The organism is Sphingobium chungbukense (assembly GCF_001005725.1).
GTDB classification, from domain to species: domain Bacteria; phylum Pseudomonadota; class Alphaproteobacteria; order Sphingomonadales; family Sphingomonadaceae; genus Sphingobium; species Sphingobium chungbukense.
In genome coordinates, this window is the sequence record NZ_LBIC01000010.1 from 1 (window position 1) to 21,698 (window position 21,698).

Annotated in this window: 28 protein-coding genes and 1 pseudogene; 22 read left to right on the forward strand and 7 right to left on the reverse strand. The window is 62.0% G+C overall.

Annotation, left to right across the window (positions count from 1 at the left end; genetic code table 11):
- The 4 genes from YP76_RS28375 to YP76_RS19820 form a co-directional block, all read left to right on the forward strand.
- The coding region (locus YP76_RS28375) for a zincin-like metallopeptidase domain-containing protein (protein WP_046765350.1) at positions 1 to 249 on the forward strand (249 nt) is incomplete at its 5' end.
- A gap of 33 nt (positions 250 to 282) precedes the next feature.
- Complete coding sequence (locus YP76_RS19810; RefSeq protein ID WP_046765351.1) at positions 283 to 894, forward strand: DUF6927 domain-containing protein; 612 nt, start codon at positions 283 to 285, stop codon at positions 892 to 894.
- 40 nt (positions 895 to 934) lie between these two features.
- On the forward strand, positions 935 to 1,141 hold the full coding sequence (locus tag YP76_RS19815; protein WP_046765352.1) for a hypothetical protein: 207 nt from the start codon (positions 935 to 937) through the stop codon (positions 1,139 to 1,141).
- Positions 1,142 to 1,164: 23 nt separating this feature from the next.
- Positions 1,165 to 1,653 (forward strand): thermonuclease family protein, encoded by a 489-nt coding sequence (locus YP76_RS19820; protein ID WP_046765538.1) that lies wholly within the window; start codon positions 1,165 to 1,167, stop codon positions 1,651 to 1,653.
- Between the two features lie 20 nt (positions 1,654 to 1,673).
- Here YP76_RS19820 and YP76_RS19825 read toward each other — a convergent pair whose 3' ends face one another.
- On the reverse strand, positions 1,674 to 2,168 hold the full coding sequence (locus tag YP76_RS19825; protein WP_046765353.1) for a hypothetical protein: 495 nt from the start codon (positions 2,166 to 2,168) through the stop codon (positions 1,674 to 1,676).
- 29 nt (positions 2,169 to 2,197) lie between these two features.
- Here YP76_RS19825 and YP76_RS19830 point away from each other — a divergent pair, with 29 nt between their 5' ends.
- The 10 genes from YP76_RS19830 (at position 2,198) to YP76_RS19875 (ending at position 10,692) form a co-directional block, all read left to right on the forward strand.
- Positions 2,198 to 3,232 (forward strand): deazapurine DNA modification protein DpdA family protein, encoded by a 1,035-nt coding sequence (locus YP76_RS19830; protein WP_046765354.1) that lies wholly within the window; start codon positions 2,198 to 2,200, stop codon positions 3,230 to 3,232.
- A 60-nt stretch (positions 3,233 to 3,292) separates the two neighbouring features.
- Positions 3,293 to 3,937, forward strand: coding sequence for a hypothetical protein (locus tag YP76_RS19835; RefSeq protein ID WP_046765355.1), 645 nt, complete (start codon positions 3,293 to 3,295; stop codon positions 3,935 to 3,937).
- Positions 3,938 to 3,948: 11 nt separating this feature from the next.
- Positions 3,949 to 4,401: a hypothetical protein gene (locus tag YP76_RS19840; protein ID WP_046765539.1), complete on the forward strand. Its 453-nt coding sequence runs from the start codon at positions 3,949 to 3,951 to the stop codon at positions 4,399 to 4,401.
- A complete protein-coding gene (locus YP76_RS19845) occupies positions 4,401 to 5,759 on the forward strand; it encodes a hypothetical protein (protein ID WP_232307658.1) in 1,359 nt (452 codons plus the stop codon). The genes YP76_RS19840 and YP76_RS19845 overlap by 1 nt, the downstream gene beginning before the upstream one ends.
- Before the next feature lie 31 nt (positions 5,760 to 5,790).
- The gene (locus tag YP76_RS28815; protein WP_232307659.1) at positions 5,791 to 6,237 is read left to right on the forward strand and encodes a hypothetical protein; all 447 of its coding nucleotides are present in this window, start codon (positions 5,791 to 5,793) and stop codon (positions 6,235 to 6,237) included.
- A gap of 69 nt (positions 6,238 to 6,306) precedes the next feature.
- Positions 6,307 to 6,798 (forward strand): hypothetical protein, encoded by a 492-nt coding sequence (locus tag YP76_RS28820; protein ID WP_232307660.1) that lies wholly within the window; start codon positions 6,307 to 6,309, stop codon positions 6,796 to 6,798.
- A gap of 12 nt (positions 6,799 to 6,810) precedes the next feature.
- Positions 6,811 to 7,242, forward strand: a complete 432-nt coding sequence (locus YP76_RS19860) for a DUF4262 domain-containing protein (RefSeq protein WP_046765358.1) — start codon at positions 6,811 to 6,813, stop codon at positions 7,240 to 7,242.
- A 137-nt stretch (positions 7,243 to 7,379) separates the two neighbouring features.
- The gene (locus YP76_RS19865) at positions 7,380 to 8,591 is read left to right on the forward strand and encodes a helicase HerA domain-containing protein (RefSeq protein ID WP_046765359.1); all 1,212 of its coding nucleotides are present in this window, start codon (positions 7,380 to 7,382) and stop codon (positions 8,589 to 8,591) included.
- On the forward strand, positions 8,588 to 9,799 hold the full coding sequence (locus tag YP76_RS19870) for a hypothetical protein (protein WP_046765360.1): 1,212 nt from the start codon (positions 8,588 to 8,590) through the stop codon (positions 9,797 to 9,799). Before YP76_RS19865 ends, YP76_RS19870 begins: the two co-directional genes overlap by 4 nt.
- Positions 9,800 to 9,888: 89 nt before the next feature.
- Positions 9,889 to 10,692, forward strand: coding sequence for an N-6 DNA methylase (locus YP76_RS19875; RefSeq protein ID WP_046765361.1), 804 nt, complete (start codon positions 9,889 to 9,891; stop codon positions 10,690 to 10,692).
- A gap of 59 nt (positions 10,693 to 10,751) precedes the next feature.
- Here YP76_RS19875 and YP76_RS19880 read toward each other — a convergent pair whose 3' ends face one another.
- The gene (locus tag YP76_RS19880) at positions 10,752 to 11,258 is read right to left on the reverse strand and encodes a hypothetical protein (RefSeq protein WP_232307661.1); all 507 of its coding nucleotides are present in this window, start codon (positions 11,256 to 11,258) and stop codon (positions 10,752 to 10,754) included.
- A 79-nt stretch (positions 11,259 to 11,337) separates the two neighbouring features.
- On the reverse strand, positions 11,338 to 11,832 hold the full coding sequence (locus YP76_RS19885) for a MucR family transcriptional regulator (protein WP_046765542.1): 495 nt from the start codon (positions 11,830 to 11,832) through the stop codon (positions 11,338 to 11,340).
- Positions 11,833 to 12,095: 263 nt separating this feature from the next.
- Here YP76_RS19885 and YP76_RS19890 point away from each other — a divergent pair, with 263 nt between their 5' ends.
- Entirely contained in the window at positions 12,096 to 12,905 is an 810-nt protein-coding gene (locus tag YP76_RS19890; protein ID WP_046765362.1) for a Mom family adenine methylcarbamoylation protein, read from the forward strand.
- On the opposite strand, the gene YP76_RS19895 is transcribed toward YP76_RS19890, so the two are convergent.
- Complete coding sequence (locus tag YP76_RS19895) at positions 12,881 to 13,117, reverse strand: acyl carrier protein (RefSeq protein WP_046765363.1); 237 nt, start codon at positions 13,115 to 13,117, stop codon at positions 12,881 to 12,883. The two genes, YP76_RS19890 and YP76_RS19895, sit on opposite strands and share 25 nt — an antisense overlap.
- Before the next feature lie 118 nt (positions 13,118 to 13,235).
- On the opposite strand from YP76_RS19895, the gene YP76_RS19900 reads away from it, so the two are divergent.
- From YP76_RS19900 to YP76_RS19920, 5 genes and pseudogenes are all read left to right on the forward strand, one after another.
- Positions 13,236 to 13,478: a hypothetical protein gene (locus YP76_RS19900; RefSeq protein WP_046765364.1), complete on the forward strand. Its 243-nt coding sequence runs from the start codon at positions 13,236 to 13,238 to the stop codon at positions 13,476 to 13,478.
- A gap of 87 nt (positions 13,479 to 13,565) precedes the next feature.
- Positions 13,566 to 13,940 (forward strand): annotated as a pseudogene (locus YP76_RS19905) (hypothetical protein); the annotation flags it as partial.
- A 241-nt stretch (positions 13,941 to 14,181) separates the two neighbouring features.
- Entirely contained in the window at positions 14,182 to 14,691 is a 510-nt protein-coding gene (locus YP76_RS19910; RefSeq protein ID WP_046765366.1) for a TIR domain-containing protein, read from the forward strand.
- A gap of 67 nt (positions 14,692 to 14,758) precedes the next feature.
- Positions 14,759 to 15,571 (forward strand): IS5 family transposase, encoded by an 813-nt coding sequence (locus YP76_RS19915; RefSeq protein WP_046765367.1) that lies wholly within the window; start codon positions 14,759 to 14,761, stop codon positions 15,569 to 15,571.
- 74 nt (positions 15,572 to 15,645) lie between these two features.
- Positions 15,646 to 16,200, forward strand: coding sequence for a toll/interleukin-1 receptor domain-containing protein (locus tag YP76_RS19920; protein ID WP_021224402.1), 555 nt, complete (start codon positions 15,646 to 15,648; stop codon positions 16,198 to 16,200).
- Positions 16,201 to 16,216: 16 nt separating this feature from the next.
- Here the strand turns inward: YP76_RS19920 and YP76_RS19925 are convergent, their stop codons facing one another.
- Genes YP76_RS19925 through YP76_RS19935 form a run of 3 tightly spaced genes read right to left on the reverse strand, consistent with a single transcriptional unit; the run spans position 16,217 to position 18,530 of the window.
- Complete coding sequence (locus YP76_RS19925) at positions 16,217 to 16,873, reverse strand: SLOG domain-containing protein (protein WP_025160956.1); 657 nt, start codon at positions 16,871 to 16,873, stop codon at positions 16,217 to 16,219.
- A gap of 2 nt (positions 16,874 to 16,875) precedes the next feature.
- Positions 16,876 to 18,036, reverse strand: a complete 1,161-nt coding sequence (locus YP76_RS19930; protein ID WP_020819451.1) for a toll/interleukin-1 receptor domain-containing protein — start codon at positions 18,034 to 18,036, stop codon at positions 16,876 to 16,878.
- 5 nt (positions 18,037 to 18,041) lie between these two features.
- Positions 18,042 to 18,530, reverse strand: coding sequence for a TIR domain-containing protein (locus YP76_RS19935; protein ID WP_020819452.1), 489 nt, complete (start codon positions 18,528 to 18,530; stop codon positions 18,042 to 18,044).
- 203 nt (positions 18,531 to 18,733) lie between these two features.
- Between YP76_RS19935 and YP76_RS19940 the strand changes: the two genes are divergently transcribed.
- Entirely contained in the window at positions 18,734 to 19,876 is a 1,143-nt protein-coding gene (locus tag YP76_RS19940) for a tyrosine-type recombinase/integrase (RefSeq protein WP_046765368.1), read from the forward strand.
- Entirely contained in the window at positions 19,869 to 21,686 is a 1,818-nt protein-coding gene (locus YP76_RS19945; protein ID WP_020819454.1) for a site-specific integrase, read from the forward strand. Before YP76_RS19940 ends, YP76_RS19945 begins: the two co-directional genes overlap by 8 nt.
- Positions 21,687 to 21,698: the final 12 nt, after the last annotated feature.

The following is a 21,698-nucleotide window of genomic DNA, read 5'->3' on the forward strand; positions in this document are numbered from 1 at the left end:
GTCGCCGAGATCGGGGCAGGGCTGTGCTGCGCCGATCTCGGGCTGCCGAACGTCCTACATGATAGCCATGCGAGCTATGTCGGCCACTGGCTCGGGATTCTTCGCGGCGACAAGACCGCAATCATCCATGCCGCCGCCAAGGCCGAACAGGCCTTCACCTATCTGAAGAGCTTCGGCGTGGACGCTAATCTGCCGGGTCCAATGCCTGGGGCGACCACAGCCCCCTCCGAGCCGGCCATTGCGGCCTGACCGATTTCCCACCAGTTTCCAAGGAGAACCACCATGGGTTGGCTCTTTATGCCTCGCAGTTCGATGGGCGGCCATGCTTCGGCCAAAGCCTATCTCGATGCCCAATTCACCTATGAGCGCCCCCAGGAGGATGGTTCGTCGCGCGGCTTGAAGGTCCTCGCTTCGGCCTGCCCAGGCAACCGAGTCTACTATGCGGCGACGCAAGTCATCGCGGACGGCAAGCCTGGGGAGGTGTTTGCCATCGTGTGTCTCGTTCGCTGGAATCCGCGCGACAAGGAAGGCTATATCTTCGGATACAAGGACATGGAGGAATCCATGGGGCCGTGCGAAGCCGAGTGTCCTGCTCGCATCCTCGACCTGCTCACGCCGACCGACAAGGAATATGCGCTCGATTGGCGCAAGCGCTGTCGCGCAAATCTCGAACGCCGGAGCCGCAAGCTCTCCGACGGCGACCGTCTGCGGCTGCCGGAGCCGGTGAAGTTCAGCGACGGCCATATCGGCCAGGAATTCATCGTGGCCAAGCGCGGTCGCCGGCTCGTCTTGCGAGATCCGGACACCGGAGGTTACTACCGCATCACCCGGCTGATGGAGCGGGCCTGGTCGATCGTCCCTACCACCAGGGTGCATAAGACGGTCTTCGCCTAGGCTCTGTATCCGTCCCATCCAGCGATGAAGTGGACCCCTTATGTTGAACGCTACCGAGAGGAACGGCCTGTCCTTGAAGCGGCTAGAGTTGTGCAGCCGGGAAAATGCCGTGCGCGTGGCAAACCGCATTTTCGACGATCACACCAGGAAAGTCAGCATCCTTCGTACCGGCAATCCGCTCCAACCGTTCCGGGTATCGCTCGGCCCGGCGGACCCACGGCGTGTCGTTCTGGAGATCGTGGCGTGAGACGTTTGGCGATATATCTGGTCATGAGCTTGGCGATATGCGGTATGGCCGATGCCCAGGGCGTGCAGAACGAACAATCCATTACGGCGCGGGCGAGGGCGCTCGACGGCGATACCATTGCAGCCGATTTTCGCCTTCTCGGCGTCGATGCCTTCGAACGGCGACAGATGTGCGTGCGAGCAGGATCCTGCTGGACCTGCGGCAAGGCCGCACAGGACCTCGCCGCTCGTGTCCTGGGAGAAACCGACGCCCAAATCCAGCTCACCCGGCAGGCCAGCTACGGGCGACCGGTCGCAACCGTCAGCGTTAACGGTCGCGATCTCGGAGAGACGTTGATCAGGGCGGGGCTGGCTATTCCCCAACCCCAATTCCTGAAAGCCGATCCGGGACGCGCGAAACGCTACGCGCAGGCCTATGCCGCCGCCCGGCAAGCGAAGGCCGGAGCCTTTGCCGGCCAGTGGATCGAACCGGCGCGCTGGCGCCGCGGAGAACGTCTCGCCTGCGAGCGGTAACTTTCAACGAGGACCCCCCATCAGGCGAGAAGACCGGGATCAGCCCACCAGGAACGGCCCTGCCTGAAGTCGTCATTCACATCGACGATTGGTCCATCCGGTTCATCTGCCACATAGGGTGCCGCCAACGGTCGCGATCGGATCTTGCGACGATGGATATCGCCGGCGACGCGACCGCGCGCTGCGAGCAAATCCTCCAGCCACATGAGATCGTCGAGCATTTCGACGACACCGCGTCCTGCCAGGCAGAAATAGATGCAGCGCTGGAAATCGTCGCACAGGCGATTGCCCAGGATCGACAGGAGCTTTCGCTTGCCCCCCATCTCCCCCTCATGGATCCAGCTCACCGCCTCTCGCAGTTCGCGAACCGAATAATAGGCATCCTCGATGTGCATGCCGATCGCCGCATTGGCGATCATACGCCGCGTAGGACGATTCCGTTCATCGAGCGCAGCGTCGCGCAGCGTCACATCAAGGTCGAATGGCTCCACATAGGCTGCCGGAAAACGGGGCATTGAAATCTCCTTTGCGGGAGGAACCTATCATGAACACGCCGTCGAGCAACGCGGCGCCGATTTCAATCATCGTCGGATTGCCGCATCTGGCTGACGGCGCGCTCCTCCGACGCGCGCGCGAGCTACAGCAGCCTGTCCTCGTTTCGGCCAACGCCCTGTCCCGCTGGTCGAAGAAACGCGGCGTGCGCGAATGGATCGGCTGGAACACGAGGCCGCTTGAGAACGCCCACGATCTTCATAGCCTCTGCCTCGACAGCGCCGGCTTCAGCGCGATGGCCACCTACGGAAGCTATCCTTGGACGATCGACGACTATATTCGCCTCGCCGGCTCCCACCCGTTCCTTTGGTGGGCAGCTCTCGACTATTGCGTCGAGCAGGAAGTTGCCGGCGATCGCGACGAAGTGCTCGACCGCATCTCGCGCACCATCCGCGCGAACATCGAATGCCGGCTGCGGGCAGACGATGCTGGCATCGCCTATAGCTTCATGCCGGTTATCCAGGGGCGGCATCCTCGTGATTATCAACGCTGCGCGGAAGCTCTTTCGCTCACGATCGAGCGGGCACGGCTCGTCGGTGTCGGAAGCATGTGTCGCCGGCCGATCCATGGGCCGGATGGGCTGATCGCAGTCGTCGATCATCTCGACCGCGTGCTTCCGAGGTTCGTTCGGCTGCACCTTTTCGGCGTGAAGGGCGACGCCATTCCCTACCTCACCGCATTCTCCCATCGGGTCGAGTCGCTTGATAGCCAGGCCTATGGCGTGAGTGCCCGCAATGCCGCGCGGCGTCAGGGGCGGCCGAAGACGGATCGGTTGGTGGCGGACCATATGGCGCACTGGCTGCAGCGGCAGCACAGCCGCCTTGGGCAGCGCCCCAGATTCTTGCCGGTCCAGCCTGAAATCCTGACGCAGCCCCAACCGGCTGATCGCTGGGAAAGAGCCATTGCGCAGGCTCGTGCCGAGATACGCGACCTCATTGAAACCGGCGACCTCGACCATGACGAAATAACCATCAGCTGGATCGAGCAATGGGCGGCCGACATCTACCGCGAAGCGCAAGCGGGCTGAAGGAGGGGAGGGGGACCGGGGTTGCGAGCAGTCGATCCGCTCGAATCCCGGAGACCCATCATGAGCTATGATCTTGCCTTCCGTTACCAGCAGGCCCTTGATCCCAGCGCGCTGATCACCATCGGCACGACGCTGCACGCGATCCAGGCCGCCATTACCGATTGCCGTAACGCGGGCCTCGCGCTCGAGAAGGATCCGGCGGTCATTCTTCTCGCACGCCATCTGGGAATTGTCTGCGCAACGCGTGGATCGGATAGGGATCTGCGGCGCGACTGCATCGCACGTATTGCCGCCTTGCGGAACCAGCCCGTCCTGAACACGCTCGCCTATCGCGGCGTCGCGCATGATGAGCCAGCCAAGCGGCTGTTCCACTCGCAGGGGCGTGCGGCTATGCGTCGTCTTGCCGATGCGCTCGCGCTCGATGAGGGCAGTTTTGATATCCGGTCCTCCAAGGGCGGACCCGCCGTATCGGGCGAAGTGACGCTCCACGGCCAAGCGATATGGGTGCAATTGTCGCTCGATATTGGCGGCCCCGATCGGGAAGTGTGCTTCCGCAAAGTGCGCGGCCGCAACGACCACCTCGGTGATCGCAATCTCTGGGCGTCGATCCGCGAACTGATGGACCCGGATCGCTTCGCCGCTCGGATCCACCGGGAGCTTCGCTTGCCCACGGCTGAACCCGAAGCACCCCGCCTCGTGGCTTAATGGGGGCGGTCATGCGCGTTCTCCTGTCCCGCGTCAGGATCGGTGTTCGGGAACCAACCTACTCCTACCGCCTCTATGTTCCCTTCAGGGAAATTTCGCCTGAACGGCAGGCCCTGATCCCGATGCACTCCGACTACGGGCATAGTACCGGCCTGCTGGCGCGCGTTTCGGATGTTATAGCGCCCATGGCTCATCTCGAGAGCGCGCCCGGCGTTGAGAAGCATAAGCGCGGCCGTCTCATCGACGATGTCGCGGAGCGGGTCGGTGCCTTGCTCCTCCAGGTGGCATTTCCGGAGATGCGGGAGCCGATGGTGCCTTTCCGGCTCATGATCCCGGCCGCTCCGTCGAATGCAAGGGTCTTCGGGTCGATCGAGAACCTTTCGGGTCGATACGGTGAACTTGCAGCTCGTCTGCCGACTGTCACCGCCACTTCCCTCGGCTTTCGCCTCGAAGGAGACCGATGATGTCCGAGCCATTCGATCCGGCGAACCCTTCCGCATGGATCGCCCGTGGGCGTGATCCTGAGTGTGCAGCGGCCATCGCCGATGCCTGGCGCCGCTATCCGGATTTGCCAAACCACTTTCCCGCCGATCAGCGCATGGCGCGCCCGGGCGAACGAGGCAGGGCACTACGGCCTGTGTTCGACTCCATGACCAGCAAGGCCAATGAAGAGCGCCGGGCCCGTAATTTCGCCTTTACGACAAACCGCGTCGCCGCAGGTGAAGGCGATGATCGTGAACATGCAATCCTGCGTGCCCGTGACCTCCATGGGTATGATTGGGATCGAGCGGTCCGCTATGCCTCGGGCTGGTATGCTGCACATGCTGGCTGGGACCCGGAGTGCCGCAGGCCTGGCCACATCGACAGCAACAGCAAAGCCTACGATCATGGCTTTCGTGACGGTGGTGGCAATCGCGACGACCTGTTCGACACCGCACGCCGCGCGCTGATCGTTGATCAAACGGTTGTGCCATCGTCCGGTCTATCCGCACGCCCCCGTCCCAGAGACTGGACCAAGCCAACCGACGCGCCGCGACCGACCCGCTGGGGACGACGACTCCTTCTCATCGGTGCACCGGAGGCTGGCCTGGTCGATTGCCCGGCTGAAATGGCGGTCCTTCTTCCGGCCCTCGACGCATATCCCGCTAGTGAGGAAGCGACTGTCATCATCATTTCCGGGGCGGGATTTCATTCCCGCGATGATGCCGAAAACGCGGCCCTTCCTCTCGTCGGCACAGCCACCGTAGCGCGGCTCGCATCGGACCGGACGCAACGGGATCTCTTGCGAACGCTGATCGGCGCCCGTGATTTTGACGACATCCTTGTCGCTGCCCAGGGCGACTATCTCGCTTTGCTCGACGCTCATGCCGCTGCTCTACCCCTTTGTCGCACGATGGAGCGAACGCGCAACACGGTGCTCCAGCAGCGAGCGCATTTCCGGACCTGGCTGGATCGAGGTCTTATCGCCGGCCAGACGGTCGGCGCCGGACATATCCGCTGGGGCAAGGCCGTGAAGGGGCTGACGGGTCGCCTCGGAGAATTCACTGCTCGCTATGGCGGCAAACTGCCCAAGCGAGGCCACCGCATCATTGTCGAAATGGCTGATGGCGCTCCCGCGGAGGGCTTCGTCACGGCGGCGGGTGAACCGCTTGCCTGGGAAATGGTGATCACCAACCGCGCGCACTTACGCAGCGCAATGGCCGCCCGCCTGCGCGTGTTCGGCGGTGCGACGCGCATGCCATGGGCGAAGGAGGTCATCAACGAAAGGAATGACCATGAAGATACGCAAGATAACCATTTGCGTCACGCTGTTGATGCATGAAAGCGATGAGGATCGCCTCTCGACTATGAGCTTGGCCCGGATCGGCGAAGAGATCGACTTCGGCGATATGGTCGGCGCTTTTGCGATCGCGTCGTCGGAATCGCTGTCGTCGGATGCCGTTGCCCAGGAACTGCTCGCGCTTGGCAATGACGGGACATTTTTCGGCGAATCTGAGTCAGACGATGCGGCACTCGACCTTGGGCGTCGCGACGGCGCTGCGCTCCCCGTCGAAAACGCCGTTGCGGATGACGTCAACGATAGCCTCCAACCCGAAATCGGCGCACGCGCTCGCATTCGCCCGCGTCAGCGCATTGGCGGTGATCGCTATGCGAACCGCGAAGGCATAATCGTGCGCCAGCACTTTGCGGGCTTCTACGTGCGCCTTGACATGACCGCCCGCGAACGCAGCCAGAAAACCGAGCTGGTGGAAACCGGCTATATCGAGGTCCTTTCGGCGCCCGATCAGCCTTGCCCCTAATCCCATCCAGGGAGCCTGAAAATGTCCGATCCTACCAATCGGCAAGCGAGCACGCTTGTCCGAAATCCCGTGCTGGCGTTGCCGGCGGTCCGAGCACTCCAAGCGCTTGCGCCCGAGCTGCGCGCTCTGCTTGCGGTATTGCTCCTCGATCTGCGACGCGACGCTCGCGAGCGCTCGGAGAAGAACTGGAAAGCCCGCAAGGCATTCATGGCCGCCTATTGGTCGGTGGTCGCCGTCTATGCGGGGCATATCGCCGGCGCACTATCCAATCAGCAAAGCGGGCGCCGGACGCCCAAAATGATCGTCCGCCAGGACGGCTATCCTGATCTTGCGGCACGCGACTGGACCGAGGCCTCTGATTTCTATGCCGCGCGTCGGGATCATTCGGGTCTCGGCGCCAGCCGGTTTCCCGATGCGTCTGTTCTTCTCGCGGACATCCCGGTTGGACGCATCAGCTACAACGGCCGGATTTGGCCGCCGACCCCTTGGCAGCGGGACATGCAGCCGATCCATGACAACCGCATCGCCACGCCGGACCGCCCCCAGACGCGACAGCTTTAATGAGGTGCCCCCATGCCCCCGACCGATTTCTATGCCGTCATCGAGGATAACATCCGCCATGATGGCCAGCACCTGCAGGCAGTCTTCTCCGATGAGGCTGGTCCCGGCTTCGTCTACACGATCGGCAACGCCCTTCAGGGTCTCCCCGAGTTACTGATCCTCGGCAACTTCAATCCCCGCGCGGTGGGGCCGATCCTGAACCTGCTTGGCGACATGATGCGGGACGCCAAGACGCCTCTGGAAGGCGATATCGACTTTGGCGCCCGGTTCCCGGTCCGTGTCCGCCGCGCCTCCGCCGCCGCGCGGACTCGGTACACGATACAGGTGGGCCGGTATCTCCGGCACGAGGAATATGAAGTCCTCCAACTTCTCCTATGTGATCCGGCGGGCATCTATCCGGGTGAGCCGGGATGCGGTTCGGGCTTCGACGTGCCGCTCATATAGGCAGCACGATCGCCACGCATGTACGCGCGCGACCGGGGCTGTCTCTCAATCCCCGTTCGGACCTGCAGCCGCCCAGGAAAGATGAGGGGGGTTGGACAAGGCGATGGCCAGTCAGGCCGAGTCCAGGAGATCCCATCATGGCAACTGTCGTCTCGATCGATCCGGCTGCGGATCAATGGTCGGTGCCCATCGGCAACCATAGCCGCGGCGCCCTCATGCTCAATCTCGAACGCCTGCTCGCGGGACGCCTTCTCATTCAGGGGAGCAGCGGCGCCGGCAAGAGCAGAACATTGCGCAAGATCATCGAGGAGGCATTCGATTTCACGACGATCGTCCTGGTCGACCCGGAGGGCGAATTCGGCAACCTAGCAGAGCATATCGGCGCTACGACACTCCGCGCCTGCGAACTGACCGCAGACGGGCTCACGGCCGCCGCCGCGCGCGCGCGGCATCATCGGCTTTCGCTGCATGTCGATCTCACCGACCTCGACCCCGACCAGCGCATCGTCAAGGCCGCCGCGCTCTTCGCCGGCCTCATCGGCGTACCGCGCGAACACTGGGGGAACACCGTCCTCGTCTGCATCGACGAAGGCCACCTGCTCGCGCCGCATCACGCCGGTTCCGCTCGCGACGCGGAAACCCGCCGGCTCGGCGTCGCCACCCTCACCGATTTATGCGCGCGCGGCCGCAAGCGCGGCATCGCCCCCATCATCGCGACCCAGCGCCTCGCCAAGCTCTCTTCTTCGGTTATCTCCGAATTGCAGAACTTCCTGGTAGGCCTCAATGTTTTCGACCGGGACATTGCGCGCGCCGCCGATCTGCTCGGCTTCTCGGCGAAGGAGGCTGATCAGCTCCGCAAATTGGCCCCTGGCGAATTCTACGCGATGGGTCCGGCGATCGCGCCGCTGCCGGTCCTGGCCCACATAGACGAGACCGTTACTGTCCATCTCGGCGTCACGCCGAAGCTGACGGCGGCCGCCGCTGTCGATGCGAGCGAAGCCGAGACGTTGCTCGATTTGGCCGCGCTGCGGGAAGTGTCGGGTGCATCGCGAAGCACGGCACTGACCATGAAGGGCACGCGCGCGCTCGACGCATTTTTGCTCGATCCAGCTGCGCCCGAGGCCGCGGCTATTGTCGGCGCGCTCAAGCGCATCGCGCCCAATGCCACGACCGCCAGCGACCTTACCGCACATCTCGGCTATGCCCGGGAGACGGTGGACCAGGCGCTCGATGTGTTGTCGGCATTGGCGGCCATAGACACCATGCCGCGAGGGAACGACCGCATTGCTCGACTGCATGCGCGCCTCCGCGCGAAGATCAGCGACATCCCCGTGGTTGCGCTGGCATGAAACCGTTCGACCTCGATGCTGATCTCGTCGAACTGGTTCCCGCGCCAGTCAGTGAGCAGATTCTGGCCCCGCTCCGCGAAATGCCCTTTCGTGCCGATGCTTGGACCCCTGTCGAAAACGACCGACTGCGACAGCTCTTCGGTTCCGACATACCCATCGCCGATATCGCTTTGGCCATTGGACGTGGCCGCGCCGCGATCGTCGAGCGCGTCTCGGTGCTCGGCCTGCGCAGGAACTCCGTCAAATCTTGGACCGAGCTGGACGATGCCGAGCTCACGCGCCGCTATGGAGAGGAAGCGACCGCCGCCATCGCTTCGGACCTGGGGCGTTCCTGCTCGGCCGTTTATGCGCGTGCCCGTCTGCTCGACCTGAGTGAAAGCAATCCTCCCGAGTGGACGGCCTGGGAGGATGCGCAACTTCGCGAGGGCTACCGCAGGGGAGTTCCCTTGAAGCAGCTGGCGACCTTGATTGGCCGTCCTATCGGGGGTCTCTCCGCGCGCGCCGGGCATCTCGGTATCCTTCATGCGAACCATCCGCCGGGCTGGGCGGCAGAGGAAACAGCCCGCGCACTGGAATACGCCGAGGCCGGCCATCGCTATACGGCGATCGTCGCGATGCTAGTCGAGGAGGGATTTCCGCAGAGAACGATCAGAGGCTTCGGCCTTACCATCCGCAAGCTCGGCTACGGCCGCGGGTGGGGCCGGGCCTGGACACCGGAAGAAGACGCGCTCCTCGGCAAGGCCTATACCGAGGGGACAAGCCTGACCCCGCTGCGGCGGCAGCTCGGCCGCACCTCTGGCTCGCTGCGCCATCGCGCCGAATATCTGGGGCTGCGCGGGCTTCATGCCAACCGCAACGGATGGCGCATCGGTCCGGACTGGACCGACGCCGAGGAGGCGCGGCTGCGCGCAGACTATGGCCGCGTCCCGACCAAGGCCTTGGCGGCGAGCATGGGGCGGACCAAGGCATCGATCACCACGCGTGCCAACGTCCTGGGCCTGGTCCACGGCTATATCCGCCCGTTCAGCGACGATGAGACCCGCGCTCTCGACATCGCCTTCCGCACCGGGGTTTCGATCGCCGATCTCGCGGTTGCTCTCGACCGCAAGGCCATGTCGGTCAGCAAATACGCGACCAATCACGGCTACCAGTTCGGGCGGAGGCCCAGACGCGCCGTGACCCTCGAGGGTCTGCTCGCCGCCGCGTGAGCTCTCCGCCGGTGCCGGCGGACCTTCCCACCCTTCAACCAGACACAGCAGGCGCGGTCGCCCAGGTGGCCAGCGCTCGGGGAACCCTCATGCCGCCCCAGGATCGACATATCAGGAACGTCCTCAAACTCTTCGACGCCCATGGCTATCGCCACGATCGCTACAGCCTCTTCTCAGATTGCATGGAGCTCTGCGCGATCAGCATCTCGAACAGCGCCGACAACCGCTCGCGGACCGATCGGGAGGCGCGCTACCTCGAGATCGTAGGACGATATGACAGGCCGACCGTCGAGATGTTTCCGCAGGTCTTCGCCGAAATCACCATGGCGCTGGAGGCCGCGCCGGGCGATGTGTTGGGCAGCATCTTCACCGCGCTCGAGATCCACAACAAGAACAGGGGCCAGTTCTTCACACCCTATCCCGTCTGCCAGATGATGGCGGAGGTCACGCTCGGCAACGCCGATGACGCGCGGGCGCTGATTGCCGACAAGGGGTTCGTCAGCGCGATGGAGCCCGCCTGCGGTGCAGGGGCCATGGTCATCGCGCTCGCGCAGGCGATGCTCGCCGCGGACATCAATTACCAGCGCCATCTCCATGTGACCGCAGTCGATATCGACCAGCGCGCTGTCCACATGGCCTATATCCAGTTCTCCCTGCTCCATATCCCGGCCCATCTCATGGTCGGCAACTCCCTCAGCAACGAGGTTCGCGAGCACTGGTTCACCCCGGCCCATATCCTGGGAGGTTGGGGTGCGAAGCTTGCGGCCCAGCCGCGCCCGACCGAGCCGCCGGCGCGACCCACACCGTACACAGCAGAGGATCGCTCATCTCCTCGCATCCCAGCGCCGGAACCACAGCCCCGCGCGATCGGCGAGCAGTTAACACTGTTCTGAGTGCGAGGTTCGCGTTCGCCGTTCGCGCCCTGACATCACAGCGCGACAGGGTCTGCGGGTCACCAATAGACCTTGTACCTCGGATCCGAAGGGTCATGGGGCTGCTCGAAGATCGCCGCCCGGACCTTCTCGGCGATCTCCTTCAACGTCGCGAACATCCGGTTGATTTCGGACAGGTCGCCCAGCTGTTCCGGGCCATATCGCACCACCAGATAGTCACGCTGCTCGCTGAGCCTGATCAGATGCTCTGCGGTGCGTCGGCGGAGGGACAGCCCCTTCTCGACAGCCAGGCGTGTGCGCTCCGCGAGATCGTGCTGCAGGCCCCGCACAAGCTTTCGATCGAGCGAATGAAAGAGCAGGAAGGCGTTGAGGTAGGTCTCGATCGATTGGATAGCGCACAGCCGGGTAGGCGCGGACGAGACACTCCGACCCTTTTCGATCTGTGGCAGCAGCCTGTGTGCGGCATCCCAATAGGCGTCGGCCAGGGTCATGACCGCGCCGACCGACGCCTCGGTGCCGGGATAGGACGGGGTGCGAGCATCGGGCTGCTCTGAAGGTGCTGTCACGCGCCGCACCGGCGCACTTTGATCCGTCTGTCCCTGTTCCAAACCCGACGTCTCCGAAAGGAAATGCCCGATAATCCTGCTAGGCAGGCTGCCCTTCCGTAGACTTTGCGCGTCCGCGGCGAGCCGGGGGCGCTTTGGCTGCCTTTGCCGGTGCGGCTGCCTTTGCCGCCTTGGGCTTGCGCCCGAGGCCGATGCTCTTGGCGAGCGTGCGGCGCTGCTCGGCATAGTTCGGCGCGACCATCGGATAGTCGGCCGGAAGATTCCACTTCGACCGATAGTCAGCCGGCGTCATCTGATAATGCGTCATGAGGTGGCGCTTGAGCATCTTGAGCTTTTTGCCGTCTTCCAGACAGACGATATAGTCGGGTTTGACCGAAGCCCGGACCGAAACCGCCGGCTCCAGCTTTGTCTCGGTCACCGGTTCACTTTTGCCCAGATTGCTCAGCGCTCCATGAACATTCTGGATCAAGTATGGCAGATCGGCCACCGCCACGCTGTTATTCGTCACATGTGCCGCGACGATATCGGCGGTCAGGGTAATCAGCGTGCTATCGTTTTCCGATACTTCGCTCATCATGATCTTGCCTTCTTTGGTTGAAAGAACCCGGAGGACTATTCGCTACCGGGAACATGACGCCATGTGAAGCTCGCAGGGCCTCAACGGAACATAAGTTCACCAGTGCCAATCAGGGGATGTGCGATATCTGATCGTGCCCAATCCCAAACATTCCGTAAACCCATTCATCTCGATCCCTGTCCAAAGAAGAGGGGAATGAGCAGGGGAGACAGGTCGAAGGTCCAAGCGACTTCGATTCTTCTCCATTCCGAGGCCACGACATGAACACCTCACGCAGCCAACGCTGGCGGGAGCGGCGCGCTCTATGGGCGACCGACTCTCTCGTCATCAATCCGAACGCCTACTCGGTGGACATCATCGACCACGCCGCCGCGCGCGCATTCGTCGCCGAGCATCATTATCTGCCGAGTTACCCGGCCGCTCAGGTCGCGGTCGGTCTCTTCGGCCGCCACGCTGTGCTGGAAGGTGTTGCCGTCTTTGCCGTGCCGGCGACCGACGCCGTCATCACACGGCATACCGGCTTTGCCGACCCCGCCAAGGGATGCGTCCTCGCACGACTGATCCTGCTCGACAGCGTTCCGCAGAATGGCGAAAGCTTCTTTTGCGCCCGCGCTTTTCGGCTTCTGCGGCAGGAGCGCCCCAGCATCGAAGCCGTGGTCTCCTACAGTGATCCCGAGGCGGGTCACATCGGCCGGGTCTATGCCGCCTTGTCCGGCGCGCACCGGGGCATTTCCCGGCCGCGTATCGTCCTTCGCGCGGGTGACCGCACCATTTCCGATCGAACGCTCTCCAAGATCCGGCTCGGCGAACGGGGCATGGATGGCGCGATCGCACAGATCGTCGACCTCGGCCTGCCAGGCCCGGGCCTTCGGGAGCGGCCGGCGACCTGGATCCGGCGCCTTCAGGCCGAAGGCCTCCTGACCCGTCATCGCACCGCTGGGCTTTTCACCTATTGTTTCGAGCTGACCCGCAGCGCCCGCCGAAACGGCCGGACGCTGCCCCGGCTTGCCTATCCCAAGATTCTACCCGCAGCTCGAAGCCAACCTCACGCCTTGGCGCCTTCGACATAGGCGATCGCGTCGCTGACGGTCTGGATTTTCTCGGCATCGGCATCGGATATCGAGATATCGAACTCTTCCTCGATTCTCATGACGAGTTCGACGACGTCGAGGCTGTCGGCGCCGAGGTCATCGATAAAATGGGCGTGAGGGGTAACCTTGTCGCGGTCGGCACCAAGCTGGTCCGCCATAAGCTCCGCAATTCGATCGGCGATGTCGCTCATCCAATAGATCTCCAAGGGGACGGCCTTTCGAGGTCGGCATCCGCGCGCCGTTGCTCTTTCGGCAGCTTCGCGTCTGCCGATGGGGCCGCAATATCGTCTTTAGCAGAGGAGCAGTCTGATGCATGTCGAGTTCGAAATCCATGGCCGCTTCGACGTCCCCGAAGGGACCGAGCAAATCGATGGATCGGCCAACCTCTTCCGGCTTCCCTCGGGCCAGGTCGTGTCGGTTCATCCCGTGATCGAGATGGCCACCTCCCTCGACAGCGATGACCACCGGGACCTCACAACCGATGAGGCGGCCGCGATCGGCGTCCATCTCGATCTCTACGATCGGGAGTCCACCGTTCAGGACGCCGACTGACGATGCTCCATCACCACCCAGAGCCGAGGAGAAAAGGGGGGAGGACGTTCGGTGCGCAGATGAACTGCGCGAGAACGGAGCACCTCCATGCTGGCGATCGATCCACCCGCGCCCGCCGCGCATATTCGCGACGTCGACTATATCCGCGTCGCCGAACCTACCCCCGTGGTGCTCGCCTACGGGATCGGCGTCGACAGCACCGCGCTGCTCGTCGAGCTCGAAAGCCGCGGAACCCCGCCCGATCTCGTCCTGACCGGCGATCCGGGCATCGAGAAGCCGGAGACATACGAATATCAGAAGATGATCGCCGCCTGGATGGCCGCGCGCGGGATCCTCTACGAGACGGTGCGCTACACGCCGCGGCGGTTCAAACATTGGCCGCCCTATTACGACCTGCTCGCGAACGTACTCACCAACGCGACGCTGCCCAGCATTTCGCTGGGGCGTCATTCGTGCTCGTTAGGTCCGGCTTCGGCGACTGTCTCTTTTGCTCGCGATGAGTGACGGGCCGACCGCCGCGCTAACCCAAAGAGCTGGCGGTGGTCGGCCCGTCACTCGCGTCGCGCAGCGACGCCTGATTGCCGGATGAACCCGCTGGGCCTCAACTACCGTACTCCATCCTCGAGCAGATCGCTTCAGAATCGATTTCTCTGGCGAAACGAAGGCTGGGCTTGTAGAAGGCCGGAGAACAAAAGGGGGCCTTATGGCGCGGCGCGTTTTCTTCAGTTTCCACTTCGCGAACGATTTTTGGCGCACCCAGCAAGTGCGCAACATCGGTGCTCTTGAAGGGCAGTCTCTTTGCACCGCGAATGCGTGGGAAGAGGTCAAGCGGAAGGGCAAGGCCTCGATCGAAAAATGGATCGATGACAACATGTACGGCAAGAGCTGTGTGGTGGTGCTTGTCGGCTCTGAAACAGCGAACCGGCCTTGGGTAATCCGCGAGATCGTTAAAGGCTGGGATGCCGGCAAAGGAGTGGTCGGTATTCGGATAAACAAACTTCTCGGCCACGACGGGAATTCGTGCACGGCTGGTAGCAATCCGTTTGACGAAGTGGGCTATGGAAATACCGGGAAAAAGCTATCATCTATAGCGAAGCTGGTCACCCCTTCCGGCTCAGATAGCAAGGCAGTCTATGATTCGATCAAGAACGGAATCGAGAGTTGGATTGAGGACGCGATAGCGATCCGCTCAGAGGCTGTGTCAGAACGCTGACGTAACGGTGGACGGCCGAGTTTCGATATGATTCCGAGGGGTTGCGACACCAACTTTGGAAACCATCATGTGGAACCCGACCGCCCGCGCGCATCATAGCCGCGCACAGCTTCGCTATGGAAGCGATCTTACCGATGCAGAATGGCGTTTAATTGAGCCGTATTTGCCCGCGCCGTGCCAATGCGGACGGCGACGGCGTTGGCCGATGCGGGAGATTATCGAGGCCATTTTCTATTTGCTGCGGGCAGGTTGTCCTTGGCGGCTTTTGCCCGACAGCTTTCCGCCATGGCGCACGGTCTATCGCTGGTTCTGCGCTCTGCGTGACGATGGGACATTCGAAAGTCTCAACCACCATCTTGTCCAGATCGACCGTGTCCGAACGGGGCGAGCACCGATGCCGTCAGCGGCGGCCATCGACAGCCAGAGCGTGAAGACCACTGAAGCGGGTGGACCGCGCGGCTATGACGCAGGGAAAAAGATCATGGGCCGTAAGCGCCACGCCATGGTCGATACCGATGGTCGTGCACTCGAACTGCTGGTCCATGGCGCTGACGTGCAGGACCGAGACGGCGCAGTGCCTTTGCTCAGGCAGTCACGCCAGCGGCACCCCTTGGTCGAGCATGCCTATGCCGACAGCGCCTACAACAGCGATCGCGTCCGGGAAGCCACATCCATCACGATAGAGATCGTTCGGAAATTCGCCGACCAGACCGGGTTCGTCGTCCATCCCAGACGATGGGTGGTTGAACGAACCTTCGCATGGCTCAATCGAAATCGACGCTTGGCAAAGGACTTCGAGCGAACCATCAAATCCGCAACTGCACTTCTATATGCCGCTGCTGCTGTCGTCCTCATCAGGCGCATCGCTCGTTACGCATGAGATTCAAGACAGGCTCTCAAATAACTGAGGTAGCTCCGTGAGTTCGGTCTATATCCGATAATAGAGTTTCGATTATGATCGAATACATTACAAAATCCGAGCTTCGGAATTTCGCTGATAAGTTAAATGTTAGCGAACAGGCAAGCCTCAGAAAGTCTGCTGCTTCCCGTAGCCTCTCAGGCACCACATTTCTTTCACACTCGAGCAAAGATGATGATCTGGTCGTTGGCGCTATTCGTGTGTTGGAAGGGCACGGAGCTAGGGTCTATGTCGATGAAATCGACCCGGAAATGCCCCCATACACGACGGAGGAAACGGCGGGGCTGCTAAAGAGCCGTATTCGCCAGACCAAGCGCTTTGTCCTTCTTGCAAGCAAGAATAGCAAGGACAGCCGTTGGGTGCCCTGGGAGTTGGGCGTGGCCGATGGTTATAAAGGGTTGACGAAGATCGCGCTGTTCCCGGCATCCGACAGCGCGCATGAGCAGGCATGGGCGTCGTGGGAGTATCTGGGATTATACCGCCGCATCGTCTGGGGGGATCTACAGGGTCATCAAAAGCGCGTCTGGATGGTCCTTGACGAGAAAAGGAACACAGCTACGGAGCTTAGCGAATGGCTTGCTGGCGACTGATGAGTTCCCACCCCGTTTAAGCAGTGGCAGGGGGCTGCCAAAATCGCTCCTCAACGACAGCTGGTTGGAGGGCCGGGCTTTCGAAGCGCTCCTCTCGGACGGAAACGTCAAGGTGGCGGTGAAATAACGCAACATAGTCCCGGTCTTCCGTTAGGTCGGGCGCTAAAGACTCAACTTGCGCTCCTACGTCAAGCGTCGCGCCGCCCGTGGAGATTACCGGTATCACTGCAGCCTCGGGTTGCAGGCGTCGAAACATCTCATATTCTTGTATAATTCCTCCCATGCCTCCAATAAAAACTGCTGCTTTGAACTTGTGTTCGGAAAACATGCGTTCACGCATGTTCAGCAAGCTCTTCTCCCGATCCCTTTCGATCTCTTCCGTATAAACCACGTTGTTGAACCGCTCATTATCCTCGGGATACTCATCCTTGAAATGGCGAGACTGGTAGAGCCGGACCCAGTGTCCGTAATTTATTCCGATGTCTTGCGAGACCACCCAGATCATCGGTGTGATTGCGGGTTGACCACCCCAGACAAGCAGCCTGCGCCCTAGTGTAACGTGCACCAAAGCGGAGACTGCGGCTGTAATCGCGACGGTGTCAGCAGTCGCTGCATATTGTGGGCCTCGCTTTGGATCTGGCACGCCCGCCGAAAGAAAAATGGCCTCAGTCATGGTCAATTCTCCCATGCCGCAAGAGCCCATCCGGCTTCGGAAACTTTAATCGTACGGACCGCGCGAATATGATCCCCAAGCCATCGGAGATGAGCATTCCATGCATCACGGATGCCGATATGATCGTAGACCAGTACCGGTATCTCCTGCTGTTCCGCTCGTCGCGCCTTATCGGCCACGTCGTTCAAAATTTCAGCCGTGGGGATTCCGACGATCGGATATGCCCAGATCTTTTCGCCGTCCAGCAACCGCACGGCGACGGCCCGATGTGCACCGACGCCTTCCACTGACGCACCAATTTTTTCGACGTCAGCGCGAAGCTTGCCGGTAATCGACATATATCGAGATGCGATGCTGCGGCTTCTTAGCCGCTCGACCTCCAGGACGATTGTATCTGCCGTTTGGGCTACTATTGGGCCATCCGGCCCTTCGAGTTCCTTTGGGTCAAGATATATAGTCTCTGCAAGATCGGTCAGCTTGTTTGGCGTATGCTCAGGCCAAATTACACGAAGGACCTGGATCTCTTTCGCGCGTGCTCTTCCTATTTCCTGTCGCGTCCAGCGGCTATCGAAATAGGTAGGCGTGTCGAGCATAACCATAACATCAGAATCAACGAGCCTATGCCAAAGCACATCTTGGAACGGATCGCCGGGCCTAATGTCGTGCGTGTCCAAGAATACGTCGAATCCGCGGGACGCAAGGAGATCGTGAAGTTGCAACGCAGCTGCTCGGGATTCCACCCGCCGATAGCTCACAAAAACCCGTCGCTGTCGACGAAGTAAACCCACACATTCCAGCATTGTCGACGCGAGTTCAGTCATATTTGGATCGTCAGCGCGCCGCGTTAGCCCATTGATGGGCTGGAGACACTGGGGGATCTGAGCATTGAAGTCTGCGCCAGCGGCAATCGTGGGAATGATGGGCGCGCTCGCTCGGATCAGGTCCTGGGCCGCTTCGAGATCTTGTTGGGCATTTCCTCCAAAATATGCACCTGCGAATGCTGCTGGCTTGTGCCGCCCACCCAGCGTTTCCGCATTATGCACAACTATATCGTCCCCCAACGTCAATCCAAAGTCGGAAACGATATCGGTGAGCGTCGCTGTCAGTGTCGCGCGCTCCTCTGGCGTTGCGGCGCCAAGTATGGCGAGTTCATAAATACTCATTGATGTCAGCGACCGGCCGCTTTTGCTGCAGTTTCGATCCAAGCCGGCATGTTGGCATAGCCGTTATCCCGAACCCAATCATACGTCCCGTATAGGTTTGACAGCGGAATATCTCGACCATTCTGCTTTATTGTAAAATAGCTGAGAGGGTTGGTCCCCTGTCGATCAGTCCCGAGTTGCGGATCTTTTACGCTATGGATGTCGATGGCCAATAGGCCTTTCCCAAGCTCGTAGCTTCTCTTGATCTCGTGCCGGACCCATTCGCGGTCATACGTCTCCGCGCCAAAAAGCACCACCGTCACGGACGTGCCTTTGAGCTGCTCCTCGATCCATTTTTCTATGCCGCCCGCGCGTCTTTTTGCCTCTTCGAACTCTGCCTTGTCATAGAAAGGCTGCGCTTCGCCACCTGGACGAACCACCCAGGAATTGCGGACTTGCACGACCCGTCGAACGTCACGGTCATAGTGAAAGCTAAAGAATACCCGACGCGCCACCGCTTCCCCCCCTTGATCCTCGTTCACTCATATCAAGGCGGGCGCCAGGTGTCAGCAGGCACGGTGAGTGCTTGGGGTAGCTGGTCGCAGCGACACCCTTCGGCATGGCGAGGAAAGCGCCCATTCCATCGAAATGCTTCGGCCAAATCGAGCATGTTGCTCTACTTTCGAAATTGCACCTGTGCGGGCGAGGGAGATGGCCCGTGGTATCAGTGATTCGGGCTGCCTCTGGCGTGCCCAATGTCCCCGCCGGCTTCCCGATTCTGTTCGACGCCGACATGGCGATCATCGAGCCGGCCTTCGTCTGGCTCATGGAGCATGCAGAGCTAAGCGGCCGCGCCCACGCTACGGAAACTGTGCGGACCTACGGCGAGCATCTCCACGATTGGTTCGACTCGCTCGAACAATCGGGGATCGAATGGCGCGAAGCCGACGAACGCGTCATCGCTGCCTATCGCAACCGGATGCTGGAGAACCCCAGCGCACACACCGGGAAGCCCTATGCCCGGACCACGATCAACGCGCGCGTCTCGACCGTCTGCCGGTTCTATGGCTGGGCGCTCGATAAGGGCCTGATCGACCACTGCCCGTTCCGGTTGACCGAAAAGATGACGCTGATGCTCGACGGCGCTTATCGCCCAGGCTTGCAGCGGCGCCAGGTCAACGAGCTGATCGTCTCACGCCCGGAAAAACTGCCGCGACCTCTGCGCGCCGACGAACTGGCACGGCTGTTCGCGCATCTGAGGCCTACCGCCCGACTTGCCGCGCAATGGGCGCTTGGGGCGGGACTGCGCCGCAAGGAGCTTTGCGCGCTCGCCATCGACCAAATCCCGGATAGCTGGCCACTCGACCTCGACAGCGATCCACTTGTCGGCGTGCCGATCCATATCACCAAGGGAGACCGGCCAAGGACAGTCTATCCGCCGCTTCGGCTGCTCGATCATACGGACTGGTATGTGGGAGAGGATCGCGCCCGGATCGTCCGCCGTGTCCGCCGTTCCGACCGGGGCTATCGCGCGCCGCCCAATCTCCTGCTGAACGAGCATGGCCGGGCTATGACGCGAAAACTCCTGACGGCGCAGCTCGCGGAAGCTTTCGCGGCTGCGAGACTTCTGGGTACATTGCACTGCCTGCGGCACACCTTCGCGATGGCGATGCTGGCCCGCCTTCAGATCCAGGCCCGCACCAATCCCGATCTCAACCCGCTCAAGGTCGTGCAGGTGCTGCTGGGCCATGCTTCGATCACGACCACCGCGATTTATCTGCGCTGCGTCGAACTGCACGAGCGCGATCTGAGCGAAAGCCTCGCCTATCTTTATGGCGAGCTGATCCCCGCCGATGGCTAGGGGCCGCCTCGATCGGACGCTGAGACTCGATCCGGCACCGGCGAACCATCCGGCGCAGGTCGCCGAAATCCAGTTCCGCGACGAATGGGGCAAGATCGTCCAAAGCTTCAGCCCGGCGCTGTTCGGAATGCCGGACGATATCAGCGCCGCCATCGCCCGGGCTTTCCGCGATCATGATGTAGCATCCAGCGCCGCGACCCGCACCGCGCACTGGTTCGCGCTGCGCGTGTTCGGGAGGTTCCTGCGCGAAGACGCGCGTGTCAGGCGCGCGGCAGACCTCGACACGGCAACGATCCGCCGGTTCATCACCTGGCTGGCGATGCCCACCAACGGGCGCAGGCGCGGCGTCCGCTCACAATCCGGTCAGCTCGGTATGATCCGGCCGGTCCTCAAGCGCGCGATCGCGGACAATCCAGGCTTGTTCGCACCGGGCTTCGCCGTTCCCAACAATGCGATCCCGCTGGCCGGCGTCCAGCGGCTACCGCAAGACCGGCTGACACCTGCCGCAATGCGCGCCCTGCTGGCAGTCTGCTATGCCGAGATCGACACTGCGTGGGACAAGTTCCAGCACGGGCAAGCCATCGTTGGTCTTCCGAATGTGCCGCTCCATGGTGGGCGGACCGTCGAACGGGATCGCTGGATCTGGAAGCTCCATCGCCGCGGCCACGGCATCATGCCGACCGACCGAGGCTTGGACCTTAATAAGCCCGATCGGCAGAGGATCGCCGAGGTAGGCGGGTTCCGCGAGCTCGAGGGTTATCTCCACCTCACGACCGACACGCTGGTTGCGTTCTATATCGTGCTGCTGATCCAGACGGCGGCCAACGCCGGTCCGCTGCGCCAGATCAAGCGGGACTGCCTCGTGCCGCATCCGCTCGAGCGGCATCGCGTCATGGTCGAGTGGGTGAAACCCCGCGCCGGCGGTAAGGTGAAACGCATGCAACGGCGCTCGTTCGACAATCGCCGACCCTATGCGGCGCCGCGCCTGATCGAAAAACTGCTTGCGATGACGGCACCCCTATTGCCGCATGTGGAGCCGTCCAAACGCGACCGACTGTTCCTCCACCGCTTCCTCATGACGACAGGACGCCTCGAGCGTGAGCATCGCGCCGGTCATATCGTGCAGGCCACGTTGCGATCGGCAATGTTGCGCTTCTACGAGCGGCACAATGGCGCGATCGCTTCCTGGAACGAAGCGCATCCCGGCAAGTCCCGTTCCCTGCTTCCCGACTTCTCGCCCAAGCTGTTCCGCAGCAGCATGGCAAGCGCCCATTACACAGCGTCGCAGGGCGATATCATGGCGGCCAAAGCGGTCCTCAATCATGCGAATGTCGCCACCACCGACATCTATGTCGATGGCGAGGCCGTCCGCCGCCTCGAACGCGATACGATCGCTCGGCTCCAGTCGCTGATGATCACATGGGTCACCGGCGAGACGCCCGCCCATGACTCGCAACATCAAGGGCCAGATACCAGCGCGCGGGTGACGGCGCTGTTCGGCCACGACTGCCTTCGACCGGTCGACGGCGGGCAGGCACAGCCTGGCCGCGTGTGCCCGAAACTGGGAGGCTGCCTTGCCTGTCCAGGCCTGATCGTCCCGATCGACCCGGATCATCTGGCGCGCATTGTCCAGGCCACCATGCATCTTGAAGCGGCGCGGGAACGCATCGACCCGATCCGGTTCAGCCTCTTCTATGCCCCCAGCCTTCGGGTGCTGACACAAGACCTGCTGCCGGCGTTCCCGCCCGAAATGATGCCGGACGCGGAACGGCACATACCCGCCTTGCCGCCGCTGCCGGACCTGGAATAGCCTCATGGCCTC

Bases quoted from the DNA above. Each gene is read 5' to 3' on its own strand.
- YP76_RS19810 (WP_046765351.1), top strand. From the start codon at position 283: ATGGGTTGGCTCTTTATGCCTCGCAGTTCGATGGGCGGCCATGCTTCG.
- YP76_RS19815 (WP_046765352.1), top strand. From the start codon at position 935: ATGTTGAACGCTACCGAGAGGAACGGCCTGTCCTTGAAGCGGCTAGAG.
- YP76_RS19820 (WP_046765538.1), top strand. From the start codon at position 1,165: ATGAGCTTGGCGATATGCGGTATGGCCGATGCCCAGGGCGTGCAGAAC.
- YP76_RS19825 (WP_046765353.1), bottom strand. From the start codon at position 2,168: ATGCCCCGTTTTCCGGCAGCCTATGTGGAGCCATTCGACCTTGATGTG.
- YP76_RS19830 (WP_046765354.1), top strand. From the start codon at position 2,198: ATGAACACGCCGTCGAGCAACGCGGCGCCGATTTCAATCATCGTCGGA.
- YP76_RS19835 (WP_046765355.1), top strand. From the start codon at position 3,293: ATGAGCTATGATCTTGCCTTCCGTTACCAGCAGGCCCTTGATCCCAGC.
- YP76_RS19840 (WP_046765539.1), top strand. From the start codon at position 3,949: ATGCGCGTTCTCCTGTCCCGCGTCAGGATCGGTGTTCGGGAACCAACC.
- YP76_RS19845 (WP_232307658.1), top strand. From the start codon at position 4,401: ATGTCCGAGCCATTCGATCCGGCGAACCCTTCCGCATGGATCGCCCGT.
- YP76_RS19860 (WP_046765358.1), top strand. From the start codon at position 6,811: ATGCCCCCGACCGATTTCTATGCCGTCATCGAGGATAACATCCGCCAT.
- YP76_RS19865 (WP_046765359.1), top strand. From the start codon at position 7,380: ATGGCAACTGTCGTCTCGATCGATCCGGCTGCGGATCAATGGTCGGTG.
- YP76_RS19870 (WP_046765360.1), top strand. From the start codon at position 8,588: ATGAAACCGTTCGACCTCGATGCTGATCTCGTCGAACTGGTTCCCGCG.
- YP76_RS19875 (WP_046765361.1), top strand. From the start codon at position 9,889: ATGCCGCCCCAGGATCGACATATCAGGAACGTCCTCAAACTCTTCGAC.
- YP76_RS19885 (WP_046765542.1), bottom strand. From the start codon at position 11,832: ATGAGCGAAGTATCGGAAAACGATAGCACGCTGATTACCCTGACCGCC.
- YP76_RS19890 (WP_046765362.1), top strand. From the start codon at position 12,096: ATGAACACCTCACGCAGCCAACGCTGGCGGGAGCGGCGCGCTCTATGG.
- YP76_RS19895 (WP_046765363.1), bottom strand. From the start codon at position 13,117: ATGAGCGACATCGCCGATCGAATTGCGGAGCTTATGGCGGACCAGCTT.
- YP76_RS19900 (WP_046765364.1), top strand. From the start codon at position 13,236: ATGCATGTCGAGTTCGAAATCCATGGCCGCTTCGACGTCCCCGAAGGG.
- YP76_RS19910 (WP_046765366.1), top strand. From the start codon at position 14,182: ATGGCGCGGCGCGTTTTCTTCAGTTTCCACTTCGCGAACGATTTTTGG.
- YP76_RS19915 (WP_046765367.1), top strand. From the start codon at position 14,759: ATGTGGAACCCGACCGCCCGCGCGCATCATAGCCGCGCACAGCTTCGC.
- YP76_RS19920 (WP_021224402.1), top strand. From the start codon at position 15,646: ATGATCGAATACATTACAAAATCCGAGCTTCGGAATTTCGCTGATAAG.
- YP76_RS19925 (WP_025160956.1), bottom strand. From the start codon at position 16,873: ATGACTGAGGCCATTTTTCTTTCGGCGGGCGTGCCAGATCCAAAGCGA.
- YP76_RS19930 (WP_020819451.1), bottom strand. From the start codon at position 18,036: ATGAGTATTTATGAACTCGCCATACTTGGCGCCGCAACGCCAGAGGAG.
- YP76_RS19945 (WP_020819454.1), top strand. From the start codon at position 19,869: ATGGCTAGGGGCCGCCTCGATCGGACGCTGAGACTCGATCCGGCACCG.